We start from the raw sequence: 17,195 nt of genomic DNA, 5'->3' as shown, positions 1-17,195 counted from the left end.
GCGACGGCAATCGTCCTCTCCCCGTTTCGGGGAGAGGACTTTTTCATTCGGCGGCCAGCCGCTTGTCGCCCGGCAGGAATATCTCGACAGCCGCCTTGAAGTCTTCCTGATTCGGGCATCGCGAGAGGCGGGAGCGGAAGGCCTCGATCATCCAGGCCGCGGCCGGACCGGGAGGGTTATCGACCTTGCGGACCGCGTAGATCGGATATTCGCTCTGGTCGTATGCCTCGAGATCCAAAGGCACCAACCGCCCCTTCTGCAAATCCTCCATGATGAACGAGGCCGGCAGGCCGCCCCAGCCAAGCCCGCCCCGGATCAACTGATGCTTGGTGGCGATATCGCTGACGCGCCAGGTCTTATAGGAGAGGACGTTGAAATCCTTGCCGTTCGTCAGGCTGGAGGCATCCGTGACGACGAGCTGAACCTCCTCGCGCACATCGGCAAGCGTCAACGGCCTTCCCATCTGGGCAAGCGGATGGGTGGGCGTGGCAACCGGCATCATAAAGGAGTGACCAATGCGCTCGATGACCAAGGCGTCGTCCTGCTTCACCACGGAACCGCCAATGCCGATCGTCGACTTGCCGCTGGAGACAAGCTCCATCATCGTGCCAAGCTCGCCCGTATCGAGCCGCAGCGAGACATAGGGAAAGCGATCGCGAAATTCGCGCAGCACGTCGACGGTCGCGTGCACCGGCACCATGACGCTGATCGCCACGGCCACCTCAGCCTCGAGCCCGGTCTTCAATCCCTTCACCCTGGCGCGCATGACCTGCAGATCGGAAAGAATGCGGCGCGCATCCTCCAGCATCACCCTGCCCGCATCCGTGAGTTTCGGCTGGCGCGAACCCGAACGCTCGAACAGCGGCATTTCGAGCTGGGCTTCCAGATTGGCGATCGTATAGCTGATGACCGACTGAGCACGATTGAGCGTGCGCGAAGCGGCGGAAAAACTGCCTGATTCAGCAACGGTCAGAAAAACCTGCAACTGATCGAGGGTGGGATTGGGGAGCATCTTCCATCCATTCTATCGATAATTCCGATCCATATTATCACAGTTTTTCTCGATAGCACTGAGGACTTATCTATTGAACCGAACGTGATCGGACTCTCCCAGCCGATTTCGCAACCCATTGAAAAGGAAAACGGATATGTCCTCCATTCTGCTTCTGACCTCCAGCCCGCGCGCGGATTCGCTCTCCACCAAGATCGCCACCGAACTTGCCGAGAAGATCAAGGCCAACAACCCGGGCAAGACGCTCGTTCATCGCGACCTCGCAGCCGATAACCTGCCGCATATTGACGGCCCCTTCACCGCCGCCATCCGCACGCCCGCCGACGCCCGCACGCCCGAGCAGCAGGAACTCGTGAAGGTTTCCGACGCACTCGTCGACGAACTGCTGGCAGCCGACACGCTGGTCATCGGCACCGGCCTCATCAACTTCAACATCTATTCCTCGCTGAAGACCTGGATCGACAACATCGCTCGCGCCGGCCGCACCTTCACCTACACGGAAACCGGCCCGAAGGGTCTGGCCAGCGGCAAGAAGGCCTATATCGTCCTCGCCTCCGGCGGCGTCTATTCCGAAGGCCCGGCTGCTCCGCTGAACCATGCCGTTCCCTACCTCAAGTCGGTTCTCGCCTTCATCGGCATCACCGATGTCGAAACCGTTTACATCGAAGGCGTCGCTTTCGGCCCGGAAGCTGCCGAGAAGGCAATCGGCGCTGCCCAGGCCCGCGCCTCCGAGCTGGCGCTCGCCGCCTAATCGACTGCAGTCCCCAGACACCGATGGCGGCCGGCTTCAACCGGCCGCTTTTATTTTGCCTGCGGCATCTCCTTGATGAACTGCTTCACGGTCTCCAGAATCTCATCGGAGAGAGACTCGTCATTCGCCACGCGCGCGAGGCCGAGCGCCCCGGTCATCAGGCACGAGGCGATGATCGCTTTCCGCCTTGCTTCCTCCGTCTCCGGTTGCGGCATGCGCGCCGCCATGGAAGCAAAGTTCCTTCGCAGCCCTTCCGTCGCGACGGCGCGGACCGCATCGCTGCTGCGCGCCATATCCGCCGTCAATGCCGCATAGGCACAGCCCTCGCCGCAGTGATCGCGGTGGCGCTCGCTGAGATAGTTATCGATATAGTCGTTCAGCGGCACGCTTTCCGGATCGATCCCCCTGTCCTCCTGCTGCTGCCGCCAGGATCCGATCGCGGTTTCCATAGCTTCCGCCACGAGTTCGTCGCGGGAGGCGAAATGCTTGTAGAATCCCCCGACGGTCAAACCCGCCTCTTTCATCAGATCGGCGACACCGATCCCCTCCAATCCCTCCTCACGCAGACGCTTGGCGGCGAGCGTCACGATGCGTTCGTGCGTCTTCTGCTTCTCGATTTGCGAACGGCCCATCGAAAATCCTTTCGTGCCCGGCTTGACAAAATGGATTATGATCATAATCCTTATAGATAACGATCATAATCCAGATCGTGACAAAAGCCAACAGGAGCAACGAACATGCGTCTCAGGAACAAGGTCGCCCTCATCACCGGCGGTAACAGCGGCATCGGGCTGGCCACGGCCCGGCTCTTCCTCGCCGAAGGTGCGAAGGTCGCCATCACCGGCCGCAACACTAGGACGCTGGCTGCCGCAGCGGAGAAGCTCGGCGGCGACGTGCTGGCGCTGCAGGCCGACACGACAGACATTCCAGCCATGGAGAAGGCGTTTGCCGAGGCTGCGGAAAAGCTTGGGAAATTCGATATCGTCTTCGCCAATGCCGGGATCGGCGGCGAAACCCCGGTCGGCAAAACGACGCTCGAACAGTTCGAATCCATCGTACGCATCAATTTTACCGGCGTCTTCTTCACGGTGCAGGCCGCCCTGCCATATCTGAACGACGGTGGCTCAGTGATCCTGAACGGCTCGGTTCACGCCGTACTCGGCATTCCCGGTTACTCGGCCTATGCCGGCACAAAGGGCGCCGTTCGCGCCATGACCCGCAACCTAGCGTCCGAGCTTGCGCCGCGCGGCATACGCGTCAATCAGGTCACGCCTGGCGCCACGAAGACGCCGATCTGGGACTCGCGGGCAGCGACGCCGGAAGCCATGGACGCTCTGGAAGCCCGTTTCGGCGGATTGAGCCCGCTCGGCCGCATGAGCGAAGCCGAAGAGATCGCCAATGCCGCGCTTTTCTTCGCCTCCGACGATTCCGCCAATGTCACGGCGATCGAAATCACCGTCGACGGCGGGGCCGTCAATGCGCCGTCGGGCGCCAAGATATTCCGCACGGCTTAAACCGATGACGCCGGCAGCTGCATCCTGATGCGGACCAGCGTCTCGACCACACGAAAAAGCCGCCAGAAGCACGATGCAGCTGGCGGCCTTCCTGTACGGGAACACACCGCCTATCCGCGGGCCTTCCGGCTATGAGGATCATGGATGGAGTTCGATGTGCACGCCTATCCGGCATGGCCCTTCATGAAGCGGGCCTTGACGCGACCTGCTGTTCAGACAGTCCTCGAACGGGAAAGCACAACGCCCTCGTCTCTTTCACGAAAACACGATTGCCCGTGAAGGAAGACAGGACCTCGGGGAAGAATTGAAAATTGGCGCGATATCAGACCTGGCGGGTCTTTTCGCCATCGCCGAACAGCGATGCACCATTCTGATCGATGATCTGCTGCGCCTTGCGGAAGGTCGATTCCACGGCATCGTCCGACGAGCTGAAAACATCGGCGCGAATGAAGTTGCGCACCAGAATCTCGCCGTTCACATCCTTCTCGATCCGGCCCATGAGGCGGAACTGGTTGCCCTCGCGCTGCGGCGTCGCATGGATCGTGCAGCCGGCATGCACCTGCGGCTCGACGCTTACCGTGGAGCCGCCGGACTTTTCGGTGTTCGCCTGCGATGCGCCGCCGGTGAAGATCGAGATGATATTTGAGAATAACGAAGCCATGGATCGCCTTTAGCATGAAGGTTGCGGGGTCGCAAAGTCAAATGATCAGGTTTGCCAGGATGTCGTTTTCGGTGATGTCCTCATAGCCCATGCCGGAGCTTTCGAAGTTCGCGATAAGCTGCTTGAAATTATCCGGATTCTTCGTCTCGATGCCGATCAGGATGGAACCGAAATTGCGGGCGCTCTTCTTCAGATATTCGAAGCGGGCGATATCGTCTTCCGGCCCGAGCATGTTGAGGAAATCACGAAGCGCGCCGGGGCGCTGCGCAAGGCGCAGGATGAAGTATTTCTTCAAGCCCGCATAGCGCATGGCACGCTCCTTGACGTCGGGCAGACGCTCGAAGTCGAAATTGCCGCCGGAGACGACGGCGATGATGGTCTTGCCGCGAATGCTGTCGCGATCGAGCTTTTCCAGCGCCGTGATCGCCAGCGCGCCGGCGGGCTCGAGCACCACACCTTCGACATTCAGCATATCGGCGATGGTGACGCAGATGGCGTTTTCCTCGATGAGCTGGACCTGCTCGGCCGCAAAGCCCTTCAGGGCGGCGAAATTGAGGTCGCCGATGCGGCCGACGGCGGCGCCATCGACGAAATTGTCGACCTTGGCCAGCGTGACCACCTGCCCCGCCTCGATGCTGCGGCGCAGGCTCGGCGCGCCCGCGGGCTCGGCAAAGGTGAAGGCGTCACGGGCGAGCGTGTCGGCAAAATAGCCGGTGATGCCGGCCGCAAGGCCGCCACCGCCGACGGGAAGAAGGATGCGGTCGACGACAACGCCTTCCGGCAATTGCTCGGCGATTTCCGCCGCGACGGTCGCCTGCCCCTCGATGATATCGGCATGGTCGAACGGCGGCACCATGACACCGTCGATGCGTTCGACATGCTCGCGCGCGGCCTGATAGCATTGGTCGAAGAAATCGCCGAAAAGCTTGATGGTGATGAATTCGCCGCCGAAGATGCGGGTCTTGTCGATTTTCTGCTGCGGCGTCGTCACGGGCATGTAGACAACGCCCGGCACGCCGAAATGCCGGCAGACGAAGGCAAAGCCCTGCGCATGATTGCCGGCGGATGCACAGACGAAGGTTTTCTCCGTGCCGCCTTCGGCAATCACCTTGCGGAAGAAATTGAAGGCGCCGCGAATCTTGTAGGAGCGGACCGGCGTCAGGTCCTCGCGCTTCAGCCATATATCCGCGCCGTAGCGGGCGGAAAGATGCTCGTTCAGCTGCAGCGGCGTTGCGGGAAAAAGGCCACGCATGGCCTCGGTTGCTTCGAGAACAGTCTGTTTGTCCACGGCTTGTCCGTCCTTCTTCAATCCATCCCCGCTATGACACAGGAAACATGACCAAAGAAAGCCTGTTTATCGTCCTTTCGGACCTGCCATCGAGATATTGCCGCCATTCACCGGCAATTAACTATTTATGTCGCCAACAGCCGAATTCCGCAAATCTGCGAGTTGACAGCAAAGCTCCCCCTGCGTCCAATATGATACAGCCATCATGACGATGGTTAGAGGCCCGCCCCAACACCGATCCGTCGGCGCAGGCGGGCTTCGCTATGCCTGTGGCCTCTCACGATTGAACAGCCCCGAGTTTCGTGGACGCCCTTGGGTTAGATTTTCTGCTGTTTTTCGGACTCGACGGGTGACAGCATCCCGTTCCTGACGTGTTTGCGTTTCGGGTTGTAAGACATCTCGACGTAACCTCCGCAACCGGATAGCCGCGCTCGGTGATCTGACGCAAAATCTCGATTGCCACTCAACTTGCCTTGGAGACGCGGCCATACACCGTGAACCGCCCGTCCTTCGCGACAGGATGGTAGGCGGAAAGCAGCGCGGCAAAACGCGCCTGACCAAGTACGTGATTGGTCCAGAGCGGGTCGTCCTGTTGAACGACGATCAGATCGTAATTGTGGTTGGCGAACTCGGCATATTTACCATCCAGATAGGCGTCCGACTGCTTCTGGTAGCGGGCAGCGTCCGCCATTTTTCCCTGCGCTGCCGCATCTAAACCCCGCGTGAACGCAAGAGCGCCCAACCAGTCGCTGTTATAGGCAGACAAGAAGCGTCCCCCAACAATCCTGACGAGCGGATGGGCAGCGGTAACGTCGCTGCCGATGACGGCAAGCGTCGGTTCCCCCGTCGATGCCGCTCTGACTGCTGCGACGAAAGCCTCGTCTGGTTTCTGGGTGTCCAGGAAAGGCCGCCAGGCAAGCGCGAGGACAATTGCGCAGAGACTGACGCGTCCGAGCGTTTCGCGGTTGTAACGCCAGCCGGAAGATGCCGCAATTCGGCAAAGAACAGCGACAACGGCCAGCGAAATCGCGGCGAATGCATGGTAGGGCCAGCCCTTGCCTTGGTAGACTAGAGGGATAACAGCGGCGAGCGAGGCGAGCAGCGCCACCGCGCAAAGCGGGGTCACAGGCGCTTTCGGTGCAACCATCCAGAACAGAAGAAGAAGCATCAGGTAAACGGGCCCGTAGCTCAGCGCGACCCTGACTGAATCACCGGTTCCCATGTAGACATCCGCCACCTGCGGAAGGATGTCCCGCATGAATTCGGGGCAAAGCAAAAAGACGAGCGCGACATACACTGCGCCGACAATGCCGATAATGCAATTCTCGGGCGCAAGGAGTGAGCGGACGTCTCGTCGGCGCCAGGCCACGTAGAGGGCGGGTGCAACGTAAGCGACTGCATAATAGGGCTTCACCAGAATAAGAACGCTGCCGCAGAGGCCGATGGCGACAATCAGGGCAAGGCTAGGCCTGACAGGGCGCGTGGCATCGGCCCGCCACGCCATGATCGCCAGCAACGGCAGAAACAGCACCGTGCCCAGGTGATCCCTCTCCGTGAAGGCGTTGCCGGGAAAAATCATGAACAGCGCGACGAACAGCGGCAACAGCCGAAGCAGGACACGATTTTCGGCAAAGCCGGCGCGCTGGACGACCAGTGCTGCCAAACCAAGACCCACGATCACAGCAAGGCAGGTGTAGAGATAGACGCCGATTTCGGGAGCGATTCCCACCCATCGCGACAGCGCTACTGCCGGCAGGTAAAGCCAGATCGAGAATGGCGGGTTCGGGTCGATCAGATCGACGTAGAGGCGCTCTCCGGCAAGCAACCGCTCTGCGATCGTAATGATCCCGCTGGTGTCGACGATGGTTCCCCACCGCTGCTGCAGCAGGGCGGCCACCGCGAAGACTACAGCGCTCTGGATCAACGCCGCTCGCAGCGCGGACGGCTTCGTCGACCAGAACCGGGATACACCCAGCGCGCTACTCATATGCGGCCAAACAGATGATTGCCCGACGAAACGGCGGTGTTGCCGTCGATGCACCGTAACCCATGTCAAAACACACCCATTGCCGACTTGCGACGCGACTCTAGCGCGGACTTAATAAACCTGGCGTTAAGACGGCGCATATCGGCCCGGCGTATACCATGTCTGGTACCAACGAGCGCTGCTTCCGCCGACGCAGCGTGCAGGTTCAAGCTCCCCGCGCTCCAGATGGGCAGGCATCGGCGGGTGACCCCGACAAGATCCACCGGTATCGGTGTTCCGCCAGTCTGTGCTCGGGAGACCGCCTCCGGCGGGCTTTGCCTGTTTCACTTTGGCGACATGCTGCCTTCACGAACGGCTTCTTGCACAGTCTCGCGAGAATGCCTTGGTTCGAGGGTCAGCAGCTCTTGCTCTATCGCGACGACCTGAAACTTTGCCTTTGTATCGCTGCGCTTCAAGCCAGCGAACAATTCCGGGCGCAAACCGTCGCCGCGTCTTGCGGCGATCTCATGCAGCTGAAGAAAAATCGACATGGCACCCTCCGATCCGGCTGATGAGATCAGAGTAGGCGTCGACATGGGCGGCAACTACCCGATTCCTGTGAAGCCGTTGGTGCGGACGACGGGGGTCGAACCCGTACAGCCAAAGGCCGAGGGATTTTAAGTCCCTTGCGTCTACCAGTTTCGCCACGTCCGCGCTGGGCGATTTCAATATCTTGCGTCGGGTGATTTGGAAAGCGCTACGCGGTCGTTTTTTGGCTTGCCGGGCAGGTTTCTGGAATAAGCGTTTTGAGCCTCTCGGCCCCGTCGATCAGTGTCGACGATGTGGCGCACTTTCGGCGAGCGGATCACCCTCACCTCAATGGAAAAGGCGCAGCTTCCGCCGCGCCTCTCCGACACCATGTGTGACTTTCAAATCAAGCGGTGAGCTTGGCTGCGATCTTGGCGACGTGGGCGCCCTGGAATTTGGCTGCTTCCAGCTCGATCTCGGACGGCTGGCGCGAGCCGTCGCCGTTGGTGATGGTGGACGCGCCGTAGGGCGAGCCGCCCTTGACTTCTTCCGTGCCCATCTGGCCCTGGAAAGCATAGGGAAGGCCGACGACGGCCATGCCGTGGTGCAGAAGCGTCGGGATGAAGCCAAGGATGGTCGATTCCTGGCCGCCATGCTGGGTCGCGGACGAGGTGAAGACCGAGCCGACCTTGCCGACGAGCTTGCCATTGAACCAGAGGCCGCCGGTCTGATCCCAGAAATTGCGCATCTGCGAGGCGACCGTGCCGAAGCGCGTGCCGGCGCCGACGATGATGGCGTCATACTCGGCCAGTTCGTCCGGCGTTGCGACCGGGGCTTCCTGGTCGAGCTTGAAGTAGGAGGCCTTTGCAACCTCTTCCGGAACGAGTTCCGGGACGCGCTTGACGGTGACTTCGGCACCGGCGGACTTTGCGCCTTCCGCGACGGCATAGGCCATCTTCTCGATGTGACCGTAAGCGGAATAATAGAGAACCAGAACCTTAGCCATGAACGTCTCCCGTTTGTTGGACGCGTTGATTGTCGAGGCATGTTGTATCAGCGATGCGACAGGGGCGCAGCCCCCATGCTCAGAACGCACTGTTCATCCTGCGTGGACGGAAAATCATTTGCAATACGTGCGAGGCCGCCGGAGAAACAAAAGGAGCGTTTGCATTCGCCGTAAACAGCGCTACCTATTTCGGACCCTTTTGCGAACGCGCCGATGCGCATTTTCCTGGATGTCTTCATGTCAAACGAAACCATTGTCACAGCCGCCATGCTGGCCATCGGCGACGAACTGCTGTCCGGCCGCACGAAGGACAAGAATATCGGCCATCTCGCCGACGTGCTGCTGCTTGCCGGCATCGACCTGAAGGAAGTCCGCGTCGTCGCCGACGACGAAGATGCCATCGTGACGGCGCTGAACGCCTTGCGCGGCCAATACGACTATGTCTTCACCTCGGGCGGCATCGGCCCGACCCACGACGACATCACCGCCGACGCCATCGCCAAGGCCTTCGGCGTGCCTTGCGAGCATGATGCCGAAGCGATGCGGCTGATGGGTGAAATGTATGCCCGGCGCGAGATGGAGTTTACCGAGGCTCGCCAGCGCATGGCCCGCATGCCCGTCGGATCGAAGCATATCGCAAATCCGGTCTCGACGGCTCCAGGGTTCAATATCGGCAATGTCTATGTCATGGCCGGCGTGCCGCAGGTTTTCCAGGCAATGCTCGACAATGTCATACCGACGCTGCGGACCGGCGCGCGCATCTTGTCGACCGCCATTTCCTGCCCCTATGGCGAGGGAGAGATCGGCACGCCGCTCGGCCTCATCCAGAAGGCGCATCCCGATACCAGCATAGGCTCCTACCCGCGCTACGTCGGTCAGTTCTTCTCGACCGAAATCGTCGTCAGAGGCCGCTCTGCCGAACTGGTTGAAAATGTCGCAGCGGAAGTGCGCGCCATGATCGAAACGATCCGGCAGTCGAAAGCCAAGGAAAATCAGTCGGCTGAGGCGTGACATTCAACGAATAAGTGCATATCGCGACGGAACCGGATGCGCCTCCTACGCATTAATTTATCGCGGAATGCAGATATAATGAGCAGATCAACCCCTCCGCATGGGAGATCACGTCATGGCTTACAAGACCATATTGACCGTTCTCGACAACCCCGACAACACGCGCATTGCCGCTGATTTCGCGGCGGCGCTGGCCAAGGAACACGGCGCTTACATCGTCGGCCTTCATGCGGAAATCGTCTCCACCGTGCCGCTGGTGGCCCCGATGGAAATTCCGGATCCCGTCGCGGTGCAGGCCCTTCAGGATGTCGCGCACAATCAGGCCCTCGAAATCGAACGGCTGTTCCGAACCAAGATGGAAGGCGCCGGCCTCGGCTATGAATGGCATAGCTTCGCCAGCACGATCGGCTACGGGACGGAACCGTTGATCGAAAGCGCCCGCAGCGCCGATCTGCTGGTTGCCGTGCAGCCGGACCCATCGAAATATGCCGACTCCCAGGTCGATGTCGAAACGTTCCTGTTCGACAGCGGACGGCCGGTGCTTCTCATTCCCTATATTCTGAAGGAACCGAAGCCCGTTCGCCGCGTGCTGATCGCCTGGAACGGCTCGAAGGAGGCGGCCCGCGCTACCTTCGATGCCCTGCCCTTCCTGAAGGCGGCCGATTCCGTCGAGATCCTCTCGGTCAGCCCCTCCGAAAAGGACCCTCATCCGTCCAAGGAAACCGGTGTTCAGCTCGCGGCTGCGCTGACGCGTCACGGCGTCCGCGCCACGTTCGAGACGGCGGCCTGCGCCGGCAAGTCGACGCCCTCGCAGGTCATCGAAAATCGGCTTGCGGACGACAGCATCGACCTTCTGGTCATGGGCGCCTATACGCACTCCTGGCTGTGGCAGATGATCTTCGGCGGCACGACGCGCACCTTGCTGCAGTCGATGACCGCGATGACGCTTCTGGCCCGTTGAGCCGCTCGCACAAGCCCAATGAGGCGGCTCCCGGCATCGATGTGCACCGGGAGCTGCTTTGCGGCTATTGCCTTTTGCCAGTAAATCCAGCAGAAAGCAGCGACCGATGACAGAATTCCCGCCAGGGAACCGTTCGCGCGGTCGTAAGGGGCAGATCCCGAAAGGCATATCGCTTTTCCTCGGATGAGATCCTGTTCAAGCAGACAGCCGGCGAATCGCGTTCCGGACCCGGATCCCCGATCTGGATCAAGGTCTGCGCCCGCTGCGGGGTCCTGCTCAGGGTCGCCGGTGTTGCCGGTGCGTCATTATTCCATGCCCCGGAGCTTCTGCCATGTCCCTGCCCGATAAAGCCTTTCCCGTATCCTGGGATCAGTTCCATCGCGATGCGCGCGCGCTTGCCTGGCGGCTTGCCGGCCTCAACCGCGAATTCAAGGCCATCGTCTGTATTACCCGTGGCGGCCTCGTGCCGGCCGCCATCATCTCGCGCGAACTCAACATCCGCATGATCGATACGGTCTGCATCGCCTCCTACCACGACTATGCGAGCCAGGGCGAAATGAACCTGCTCAAGGGCATTGCGCCGGAATTGACGGCCAATGGCGGCGAAGGCGTCCTTGTCGTCGACGACCTTACGGATACCGGCAAGACGGCTCTTGAGGTGCGCGCCATGCTACCGAAGGCACATTTCGCCTGTGTCTATGCCAAACCGACGGGCGTTCCCACAATCGATACCTTCATCACCGAGGTCAGCCAGGACACCTGGATCTACTTCCCCTGGGACATGGGCTTCACCTATCAGGAGCCGATCGCCAAGGGTCATCGCGGCTGATCCCGAAGGCCGGCGGCGCGAATCAGTTGCGCTTTTCCACCCGGCACCGAAACAAGACACGACGGACGGTAATAGAGGTGGGCGCTGCGGCGCCCACTACATTTAGTGGGCCTCATATCCGCGGGAATGCGCGGGATTCAAGGGGTTCCGCGCGAATCATGAGGTGCCACGGCACGATTTCAGCGCGCTGCCAATGGCATCAAGGTCACGGTCACAATTTTGTCGTTTTCAACTACGGCGATAATGGCTGTTGCTTTGTCTGCGGTCGTCCGAAGGGCGAGCGCCTCCCCTCAAGCTCTTGATTCTTCTACCCTACTGGCGTTTCCCCAATTTCCACAGGCAAGCCCACAAGATATTGTGGTTAACAATCCACCACAAACCACCCCTTGACGGAATCGGGTCTTTCAAAGTTAATGGATGACGTTGCGGCGGCGACTGAACCAGGCGAATTTACGAGGGCTGGTTCTCACTTCGAAATCGGATTTGGATTCAAGGCGATTCACCTTTGCCGGTGGCCGCCGAGAAGGTTTTTGTGCCGAAATCGATGCTGCCGAAAAAACATATGCGGGGACTGGCGGCAATAAGCTGTTAATACTATATTTAGTGTTTGCAGCCACCATCACCACAAGATACAGGATGGCATCTCCGGGTGAAACCTCCTGTTAGAGAGCGGATTGAAAGCTGGCTGCGCGTTGAAATCGCGATGCCGGGATGAGAATTTTTGCGCCCTGTTCTCATGCGGGCGCGCCAACGAATGAGGATCGGGACCATGCGCATCGAACGTCGTTTTACGAAGGCCGGCCAGTCACCCTATGCGGACATCGAATTCCGCAAGGCGACCAGCGAGATCAAGAATCCTGACGGGTCGATTGTCTTCCGCCTCGAAAACATCGATGTGCCGGCGCAGTTCTCGCAGGTCGCGGCGGACATCCTGGCGCAGAAGTATTTCCGCAAGGCCGGCGTGCCCGCCAGGCTCAAGAAGGTAGAGGAAAACGACGTTCCTTCCTTCCTGTGGCGCTCCGTACCTGACGACGCGGCAATCAAGGATCTGCCCAAGGATCAGCAGAGCGGCTCTGAAACCGATGCGCGCCAGGTCTTCGACCGCCTTGCCGGCACCTGGACCTACTGGGGCTGGAAGGGCGGCTATTTCTCGTCCGAGGAAGATGCGTCCGCCTTCTGCGACGAGCTTGCCTATATGCTTGCGACCCAGCGCGTCGCGCCGAATTCGCCGCAGTGGTTCAACACCGGCATGCACTGGGCCTACGGCATCGATGGCCCCGGCCAGGGCCACTATTATGTCGACCCCTTCACCGGCAAGCTCACCAAGTCCAAATCGGCCTATGAGCATCCGCAGCCGCATGCCTGCTTCATCCAGTCGGTCGAGGACGATCTCGTCAACGAAGGTGGCATCATGGACCTGTGGGTTCGCGAAGCCCGCCTGTTCAAATACGGCTCGGGCACCGGCTCGAACTTCTCGATGCTGCGCGCCGAGGGCGAAAAGCTCTCCGGCGGCGGCCGCTCCTCGGGCTTGATGAGCTTCCTGAAGATCGGCGACCGCGCGGCCGGCGCCATCAAGTCGGGCGGCACGACGCGCCGCGCCGCCAAGATGGTCGTCGTCGACATCGACCATCCGGATATCGAGGAATACATCAACTGGAAGGTCAAGGAAGAGCAGAAGGTTGCAGCCCTCGTTACCGGCTCGAAGATCGTCGCCAAGCACCTGAAGGCGATCATGAAGGCGACGGTCAATTGCGAAGGCGACAATGACGATTGCTTCGACCCGGCCAAGAACCCTGCCCTGAAGCGCGAAATCCGCGCCGCCAAGAAGGACCAGGTTCCGGAAAACTACGTCCAGCGCGTCATCCAGTTCGCCCGCCAGGGCTACAAGGATCTTGAATTCAAGACCTACGACACCGACTGGGATTCGGAAGCCTATCTCACCGTATCGGGCCAGAACTCCAACAACTCGGTCTCGATCAAGGACGACTTCCTGCGCGCCGTCGAGAACGATGGCGACTGGCACCTGACCGCCCGCAAGGACGGCAAGGTCGTCAAGACGCTGAAGGCCCGCGACCTCTGGGAATCCATTTCCTACGCCGCCTGGGCATCGGCCGATCCGGGCCTGCATTTCAACACGACGATGAACGACTGGCACACCAGCCCGGCTGCCGGCCCGATCCGCGCATCCAATCCGTGCTCGGAATACATGTTCCTCGACGACACGGCCTGCAACCTTGCTTCGCTGAACCTGATGACCTTCAAGGACGCGGCGACGAAGCGCATCAACATCGCCGACTACGAGCATGCCGTCCGCCTCTGGACCGTTGTCCTCGAAGTCTCCGTCATGATGGCGCAGTTCCCGTCGCGCCGCATCGCCGAACTTTCCTACGAATACCGCACGCTCGGCCTCGGCTACGCCAATATCGGCGGCCTGCTGATGTCGTCGGGCATTCCCTACGACAGCGACGAAGCCCGCGCCATCGCCGGCTCGCTGACCGCGATCATGACCGGCATCGCCTATGCGACCTCGGCCGAAATGGCCTCCGAACTCGGGACTTTCCCGATGTTCAAGCCGAACCGCGAGAACATGCTGCGCGTCATCCGCAACCATCGCCGCGCCGCCTATGGCGAGACGTCGGGCTATGAAGGCCTGTCGGTCAACCCGGTGGCGCTGATCCACTCCGAAAATCCGGACCAGGATCTCGTCGCCCATGCCAAGGCAGCCTGGGACAAGGCGCTGGAACTCGGCGAAAAGCACGGCTACCGCAACGCCCAGGCAACCGTTATCGCGCCAACCGGCACGATCGGCCTCGTCATGGATTGCGACACGACCGGCATCGAACCGGACTTCGCTCTGGTGAAGTTCAAGAAGCTCGCCGGCGGCGGCTACTTCAAGATCATCAACCGCGCCGTTCCGGAAGCACTGCGTACGCTCGGCTACTCCGAAAGCCAGATCGCCGAGATCGAGGCTTACGCCGTCGGTCACGGCAACCTGAACCAGGCCCCGGCCATCAACCCCGCTTCGCTGAAGGCCAAGGGCTTCACGGCGGAGAAGGTCGATGCCGTCAACGCCGCCCTGAAGAGCGCCTTCGACATCAAGTTCGTCTTCAACCAGTGGACCCTCGGCGCCGACTTCCTGAAGGGCACGCTGAAGGTTTCCGACGAACAGATGGCCGACATGAGCTTCAACCTGCTCGACCATCTCGGCTTCTCCAAGAAGGACATCGAGGCTGCCAACATCCATGTTTGCGGTGCGATGACGCTGGAAGGCGCTCCCTTCCTGAAGAACGCGCATCTGGCCGTCTTCGATTGCGCCAACCCCTGCGGCAAGATCGGCAAGCGCTACCTCTCGGTCGAAAGCCATATCCGCATGATGGCGGCAGCCCAGCCCTTCATCTCGGGCGCCATCTCCAAGACGATCAACATGGCGAACGAAGCAACCGTCGAGGATTGCAAGAACGCCTACATGCTCTCCTGGAAGCTCGGCCTCAAAGCCAACGCGCTTTATCGCGACGGCTCCAAGCTCAGCCAGCCGCTGAACGCCTCGCTGATCGAAGACGACAGCGACGAGGACGCGCTGGAGGAATTCCTGCAGGCGCCGGCCGCCGCACAGGCCGTCACCATTACGGAAAAGATCGTCGAGCGCGTGATCGAGAAGGTCATCCGCACGCAGGAGAAGCTGCCGGGCCGCCGCAAGGGTTACACCCAGAAGGCCAAGATCGGCGGGCACACCATCTTCCTGCGTACCGGCGAGTATGACGATGGCCGTCTCGGCGAAATCTTCCTCGACATGAACAAGGAAGGTTCGGCGCTGCGTGCCTTCATCAACAACTTCGCGATTTCCGTCTCGCTCGGCCTGCAGTATGGCGTGCCGCTCGAGGAATATGTCGACGCCTTCACCTTCACCAAGTTCGAGCCGGCCGGCATCGTCACCGGCAACGACGCGATCAAGAACGCGACGTCGATCCTCGACTACGTGTTCCGTGAACTGGCGATCTCCTATCTCGGCCGTCACGACCTTGCCCATGTCGACACCTCGGACTTCAACAACACGGCGCTCGGCCGCGGCGTTTCCGAAGGCAAGGCGGATGTCGTCTCCAAGGGTCTGACCCGCGGCTACAAGCCGACGCTGGTTCCGACATCGGGCGAGCGTCCGGCAGCCGAGGTCAAGGGCTCCGCAACGGCCGCCCCGGCCCGCGCCGCCTCGCTCAGCACCGTCACCGCCTTTGCCGGCAACACCGTCCGCAAGCTGGAACCGGCCGGTGCCGTCTCCACCTCCGAAGTCGTCGCCTTCAAGCGCGACTATGAGGAACGCGCGAAGGAACTGGCCGAGGAGATCGCCGAGGAACTGGCAAGCGAAAGCAGCGAATCCTCCACCGGCCTCTTCACCGACAAGGCGGCGAGCGACGCGGCAACGGCGAAGACGGAAGCCAAGAAACTGGAATCCGAACGCCGCGCTCGCTCCATCATGCAGGGCTACACCGGCAACATGTGCACGGAATGCCAGAACTTCACGATGGTCCGCAACGGCACCTGCGAGAAGTGCGACACTTGCGGCGCAACAAGCGGCTGCAGCTGAGTGCCGGCCTGAGCGCACGCGCTCTGACCTGCACTCGATCAATAGTGCTTTCGAACGCTAATCTACCAAATGAAGGGGCGGCTTATGGCCGCCCCTTTCGAACATTTTGGAGAGCATGCATCAAAGCCGCAATCAAATCGCACGACACGCCCTGCTCGGCGCGAATGAAGCAGCACCCACGCACGTCATGCGGCAAGGTCTTGCGGGCCTAATGAAGGAAAAAGGTCGCAGGGTCTGAATCTGGCTGCGGCTGCCGGTTTCCGATCGATTTCCCAAACCCATACCTGATACCTGGGAGCCCCCTCGTCGGACGCAAGGTCAGCGCCATTGAAGGGATAGGAATAAGGTTGCTTCAAGTGAATTTGATTTGGAAATGAACCGGTTGAGTATTTTTCAAACCATGGCCAAAGCTTGTCACGGCATGTGGGCGACAAATCCTTGATAGGAACTTTAATACGACCACTCCGAGCAAGAAGAGAGCCCGGTACGGCAGACGCATCGGACCAGTGATAGCGTACAGATTCGAATACTTTTTTCATACGGTCCCGACGACCGGCAAGAATGAAGTAAGCTTCAGCATTCTCGGCATGCGCAACCATTTCCAACCTAATTAGGTCCCACACAATGCTTTGGACGGTGACCCCGGATTTGTTAAGCCATTTCGACTCCACTAAAGCCTTAACATTGGGAAAGGTCTCGATGGCTGCAAAATCGACTGCTGGCTTTGCGCCCGGTCGGCCGGCCACCATTGCACTTAATGTGGGATGCCTGTGCTCCGCCGATATTCCGCACTTAAATCTATATGAAAGAACTTGCGAAATCGCGCCGCTCATATAGCGCTCGTTAAACAAGCCACGACGCCCAAGCGCATATTCGAACTGGAGCCAAGAACCTAAAGCTTGCGCAAGAACTTTTGTAGTCGTCGGCATTTCAATCTTTACCTCAGTTTTCAGAAAAGCGCCCAGTGGGATGGCATACGCCCAACAGATAAACCTAGGGTTTCATACAATGCTTTAAGGAACGCGGTTAATTCCTTCGATACAAGCTCGGCGGAAGCAATTGCTCAGATCGCTTTCTCTCATATTCACA

14 protein-coding genes and 1 tRNA gene are annotated in these 17,195 nt (G+C 60.1%); 6 read left to right on the top strand and 9 right to left on the bottom strand.

Annotated features, from left to right (window positions below; genetic code table 11):
* Window positions 1-43: 43 nt before the first annotated feature.
* Window positions 44-1,012: a LysR family transcriptional regulator gene (locus tag ACQZ6J_RS27650; RefSeq protein ID WP_163985992.1), complete on the bottom strand. Its 969-nt coding sequence runs from the start codon at window positions 1,010-1,012 to the stop codon at window positions 44-46.
* 136 nt (window positions 1,013-1,148) lie between these two features.
* Here ACQZ6J_RS27650 and ACQZ6J_RS27645 point away from each other — a divergent pair, with 136 nt between their 5' ends.
* Entirely contained in the window at window positions 1,149-1,763 is a 615-nt protein-coding gene (locus ACQZ6J_RS27645) for an FMN-dependent NADH-azoreductase (RefSeq protein ID WP_163985994.1), read from the top strand.
* 50 nt (window positions 1,764-1,813) lie between these two features.
* On the opposite strand, the gene ACQZ6J_RS27640 is transcribed toward ACQZ6J_RS27645, so the two are convergent.
* Entirely contained in the window at window positions 1,814-2,395 is a 582-nt protein-coding gene (locus ACQZ6J_RS27640; RefSeq protein WP_449086453.1) for a TetR/AcrR family transcriptional regulator, read from the bottom strand.
* Between the two features lie 105 nt (window positions 2,396-2,500).
* On the opposite strand from ACQZ6J_RS27640, the gene ACQZ6J_RS27635 reads away from it, so the two are divergent.
* The gene (locus ACQZ6J_RS27635; protein WP_449086452.1) at window positions 2,501-3,277 is read left to right on the top strand and encodes an SDR family NAD(P)-dependent oxidoreductase; all 777 of its coding nucleotides are present in this window, start codon (window positions 2,501-2,503) and stop codon (window positions 3,275-3,277) included.
* Window positions 3,278-3,599: 322 nt separating this feature from the next.
* Here ACQZ6J_RS27635 and ACQZ6J_RS27630 read toward each other — a convergent pair whose 3' ends face one another.
* The 6 genes from ACQZ6J_RS27630 to wrbA form a co-directional block, all read right to left on the bottom strand.
* On the bottom strand, window positions 3,600-3,938 hold the full coding sequence (locus ACQZ6J_RS27630; RefSeq protein WP_163985999.1) for an HlyU family transcriptional regulator: 339 nt from the start codon (window positions 3,936-3,938) through the stop codon (window positions 3,600-3,602).
* A gap of 37 nt (window positions 3,939-3,975) precedes the next feature.
* Entirely contained in the window at window positions 3,976-5,226 is a 1,251-nt protein-coding gene (ilvA, locus tag ACQZ6J_RS27625; RefSeq protein WP_449086451.1) for a threonine ammonia-lyase, read from the bottom strand.
* A 463-nt stretch (window positions 5,227-5,689) separates the two neighbouring features.
* Window positions 5,690-7,213 carry a hypothetical protein gene (locus tag ACQZ6J_RS27620; protein ID WP_449086450.1) on the bottom strand — a complete coding sequence of 508 codons (1,524 nt, stop codon included), beginning with the start codon at window positions 7,211-7,213 and terminating at the stop codon, window positions 5,690-5,692.
* A gap of 323 nt (window positions 7,214-7,536) precedes the next feature.
* The gene (locus tag ACQZ6J_RS27615) at window positions 7,537-7,743 is read right to left on the bottom strand and encodes a hypothetical protein (protein ID WP_449086449.1); all 207 of its coding nucleotides are present in this window, start codon (window positions 7,741-7,743) and stop codon (window positions 7,537-7,539) included.
* Window positions 7,744-7,820: 77 nt separating this feature from the next.
* Window positions 7,821-7,906 (bottom strand) — tRNA-Leu (locus ACQZ6J_RS27610).
* 220 nt (window positions 7,907-8,126) lie between these two features.
* Window positions 8,127-8,726 carry an NAD(P)H:quinone oxidoreductase type IV gene (wrbA, locus tag ACQZ6J_RS27605; RefSeq protein ID WP_163986005.1) on the bottom strand — a complete coding sequence of 200 codons (600 nt, stop codon included), beginning with the start codon at window positions 8,724-8,726 and terminating at the stop codon, window positions 8,127-8,129.
* A gap of 237 nt (window positions 8,727-8,963) precedes the next feature.
* Between wrbA and ACQZ6J_RS27600 the strand changes: the two genes are divergently transcribed.
* The 4 genes from ACQZ6J_RS27600 (at window position 8,964) to ACQZ6J_RS27585 (ending at window position 16,106) form a co-directional block, all read left to right on the top strand.
* Complete coding sequence (locus ACQZ6J_RS27600; protein WP_449086448.1) at window positions 8,964-9,737, top strand: competence/damage-inducible protein A; 774 nt, start codon at window positions 8,964-8,966, stop codon at window positions 9,735-9,737.
* 115 nt (window positions 9,738-9,852) lie between these two features.
* Complete coding sequence (locus tag ACQZ6J_RS27595; RefSeq protein WP_163986008.1) at window positions 9,853-10,698, top strand: universal stress protein; 846 nt, start codon at window positions 9,853-9,855, stop codon at window positions 10,696-10,698.
* Between the two features lie 331 nt (window positions 10,699-11,029).
* Complete coding sequence (gene gpt / locus ACQZ6J_RS27590; RefSeq protein ID WP_163986010.1) at window positions 11,030-11,527, top strand: xanthine phosphoribosyltransferase; 498 nt, start codon at window positions 11,030-11,032, stop codon at window positions 11,525-11,527.
* A 769-nt stretch (window positions 11,528-12,296) separates the two neighbouring features.
* Complete coding sequence (locus ACQZ6J_RS27585) at window positions 12,297-16,106, top strand: vitamin B12-dependent ribonucleotide reductase (RefSeq protein WP_163986012.1); 3,810 nt, start codon at window positions 12,297-12,299, stop codon at window positions 16,104-16,106.
* Window positions 16,107-16,291: 185 nt separating this feature from the next.
* On the opposite strand, the gene ACQZ6J_RS27580 is transcribed toward ACQZ6J_RS27585, so the two are convergent.
* Window positions 16,292-17,035 (bottom strand): hypothetical protein, encoded by a 744-nt coding sequence (locus tag ACQZ6J_RS27580; protein ID WP_449086447.1) that lies wholly within the window; start codon window positions 17,033-17,035, stop codon window positions 16,292-16,294.
* Between the last annotated feature and the right edge of the window lie 160 nt (window positions 17,036-17,195).

The sequence above is a fragment of the Rhizobium sp. A37_96 genome (assembly GCF_053521765.1).
Note: the sequence above shows the minus strand (reverse complement) of the source record. Positions and strands in the feature narration are given on the sequence as shown.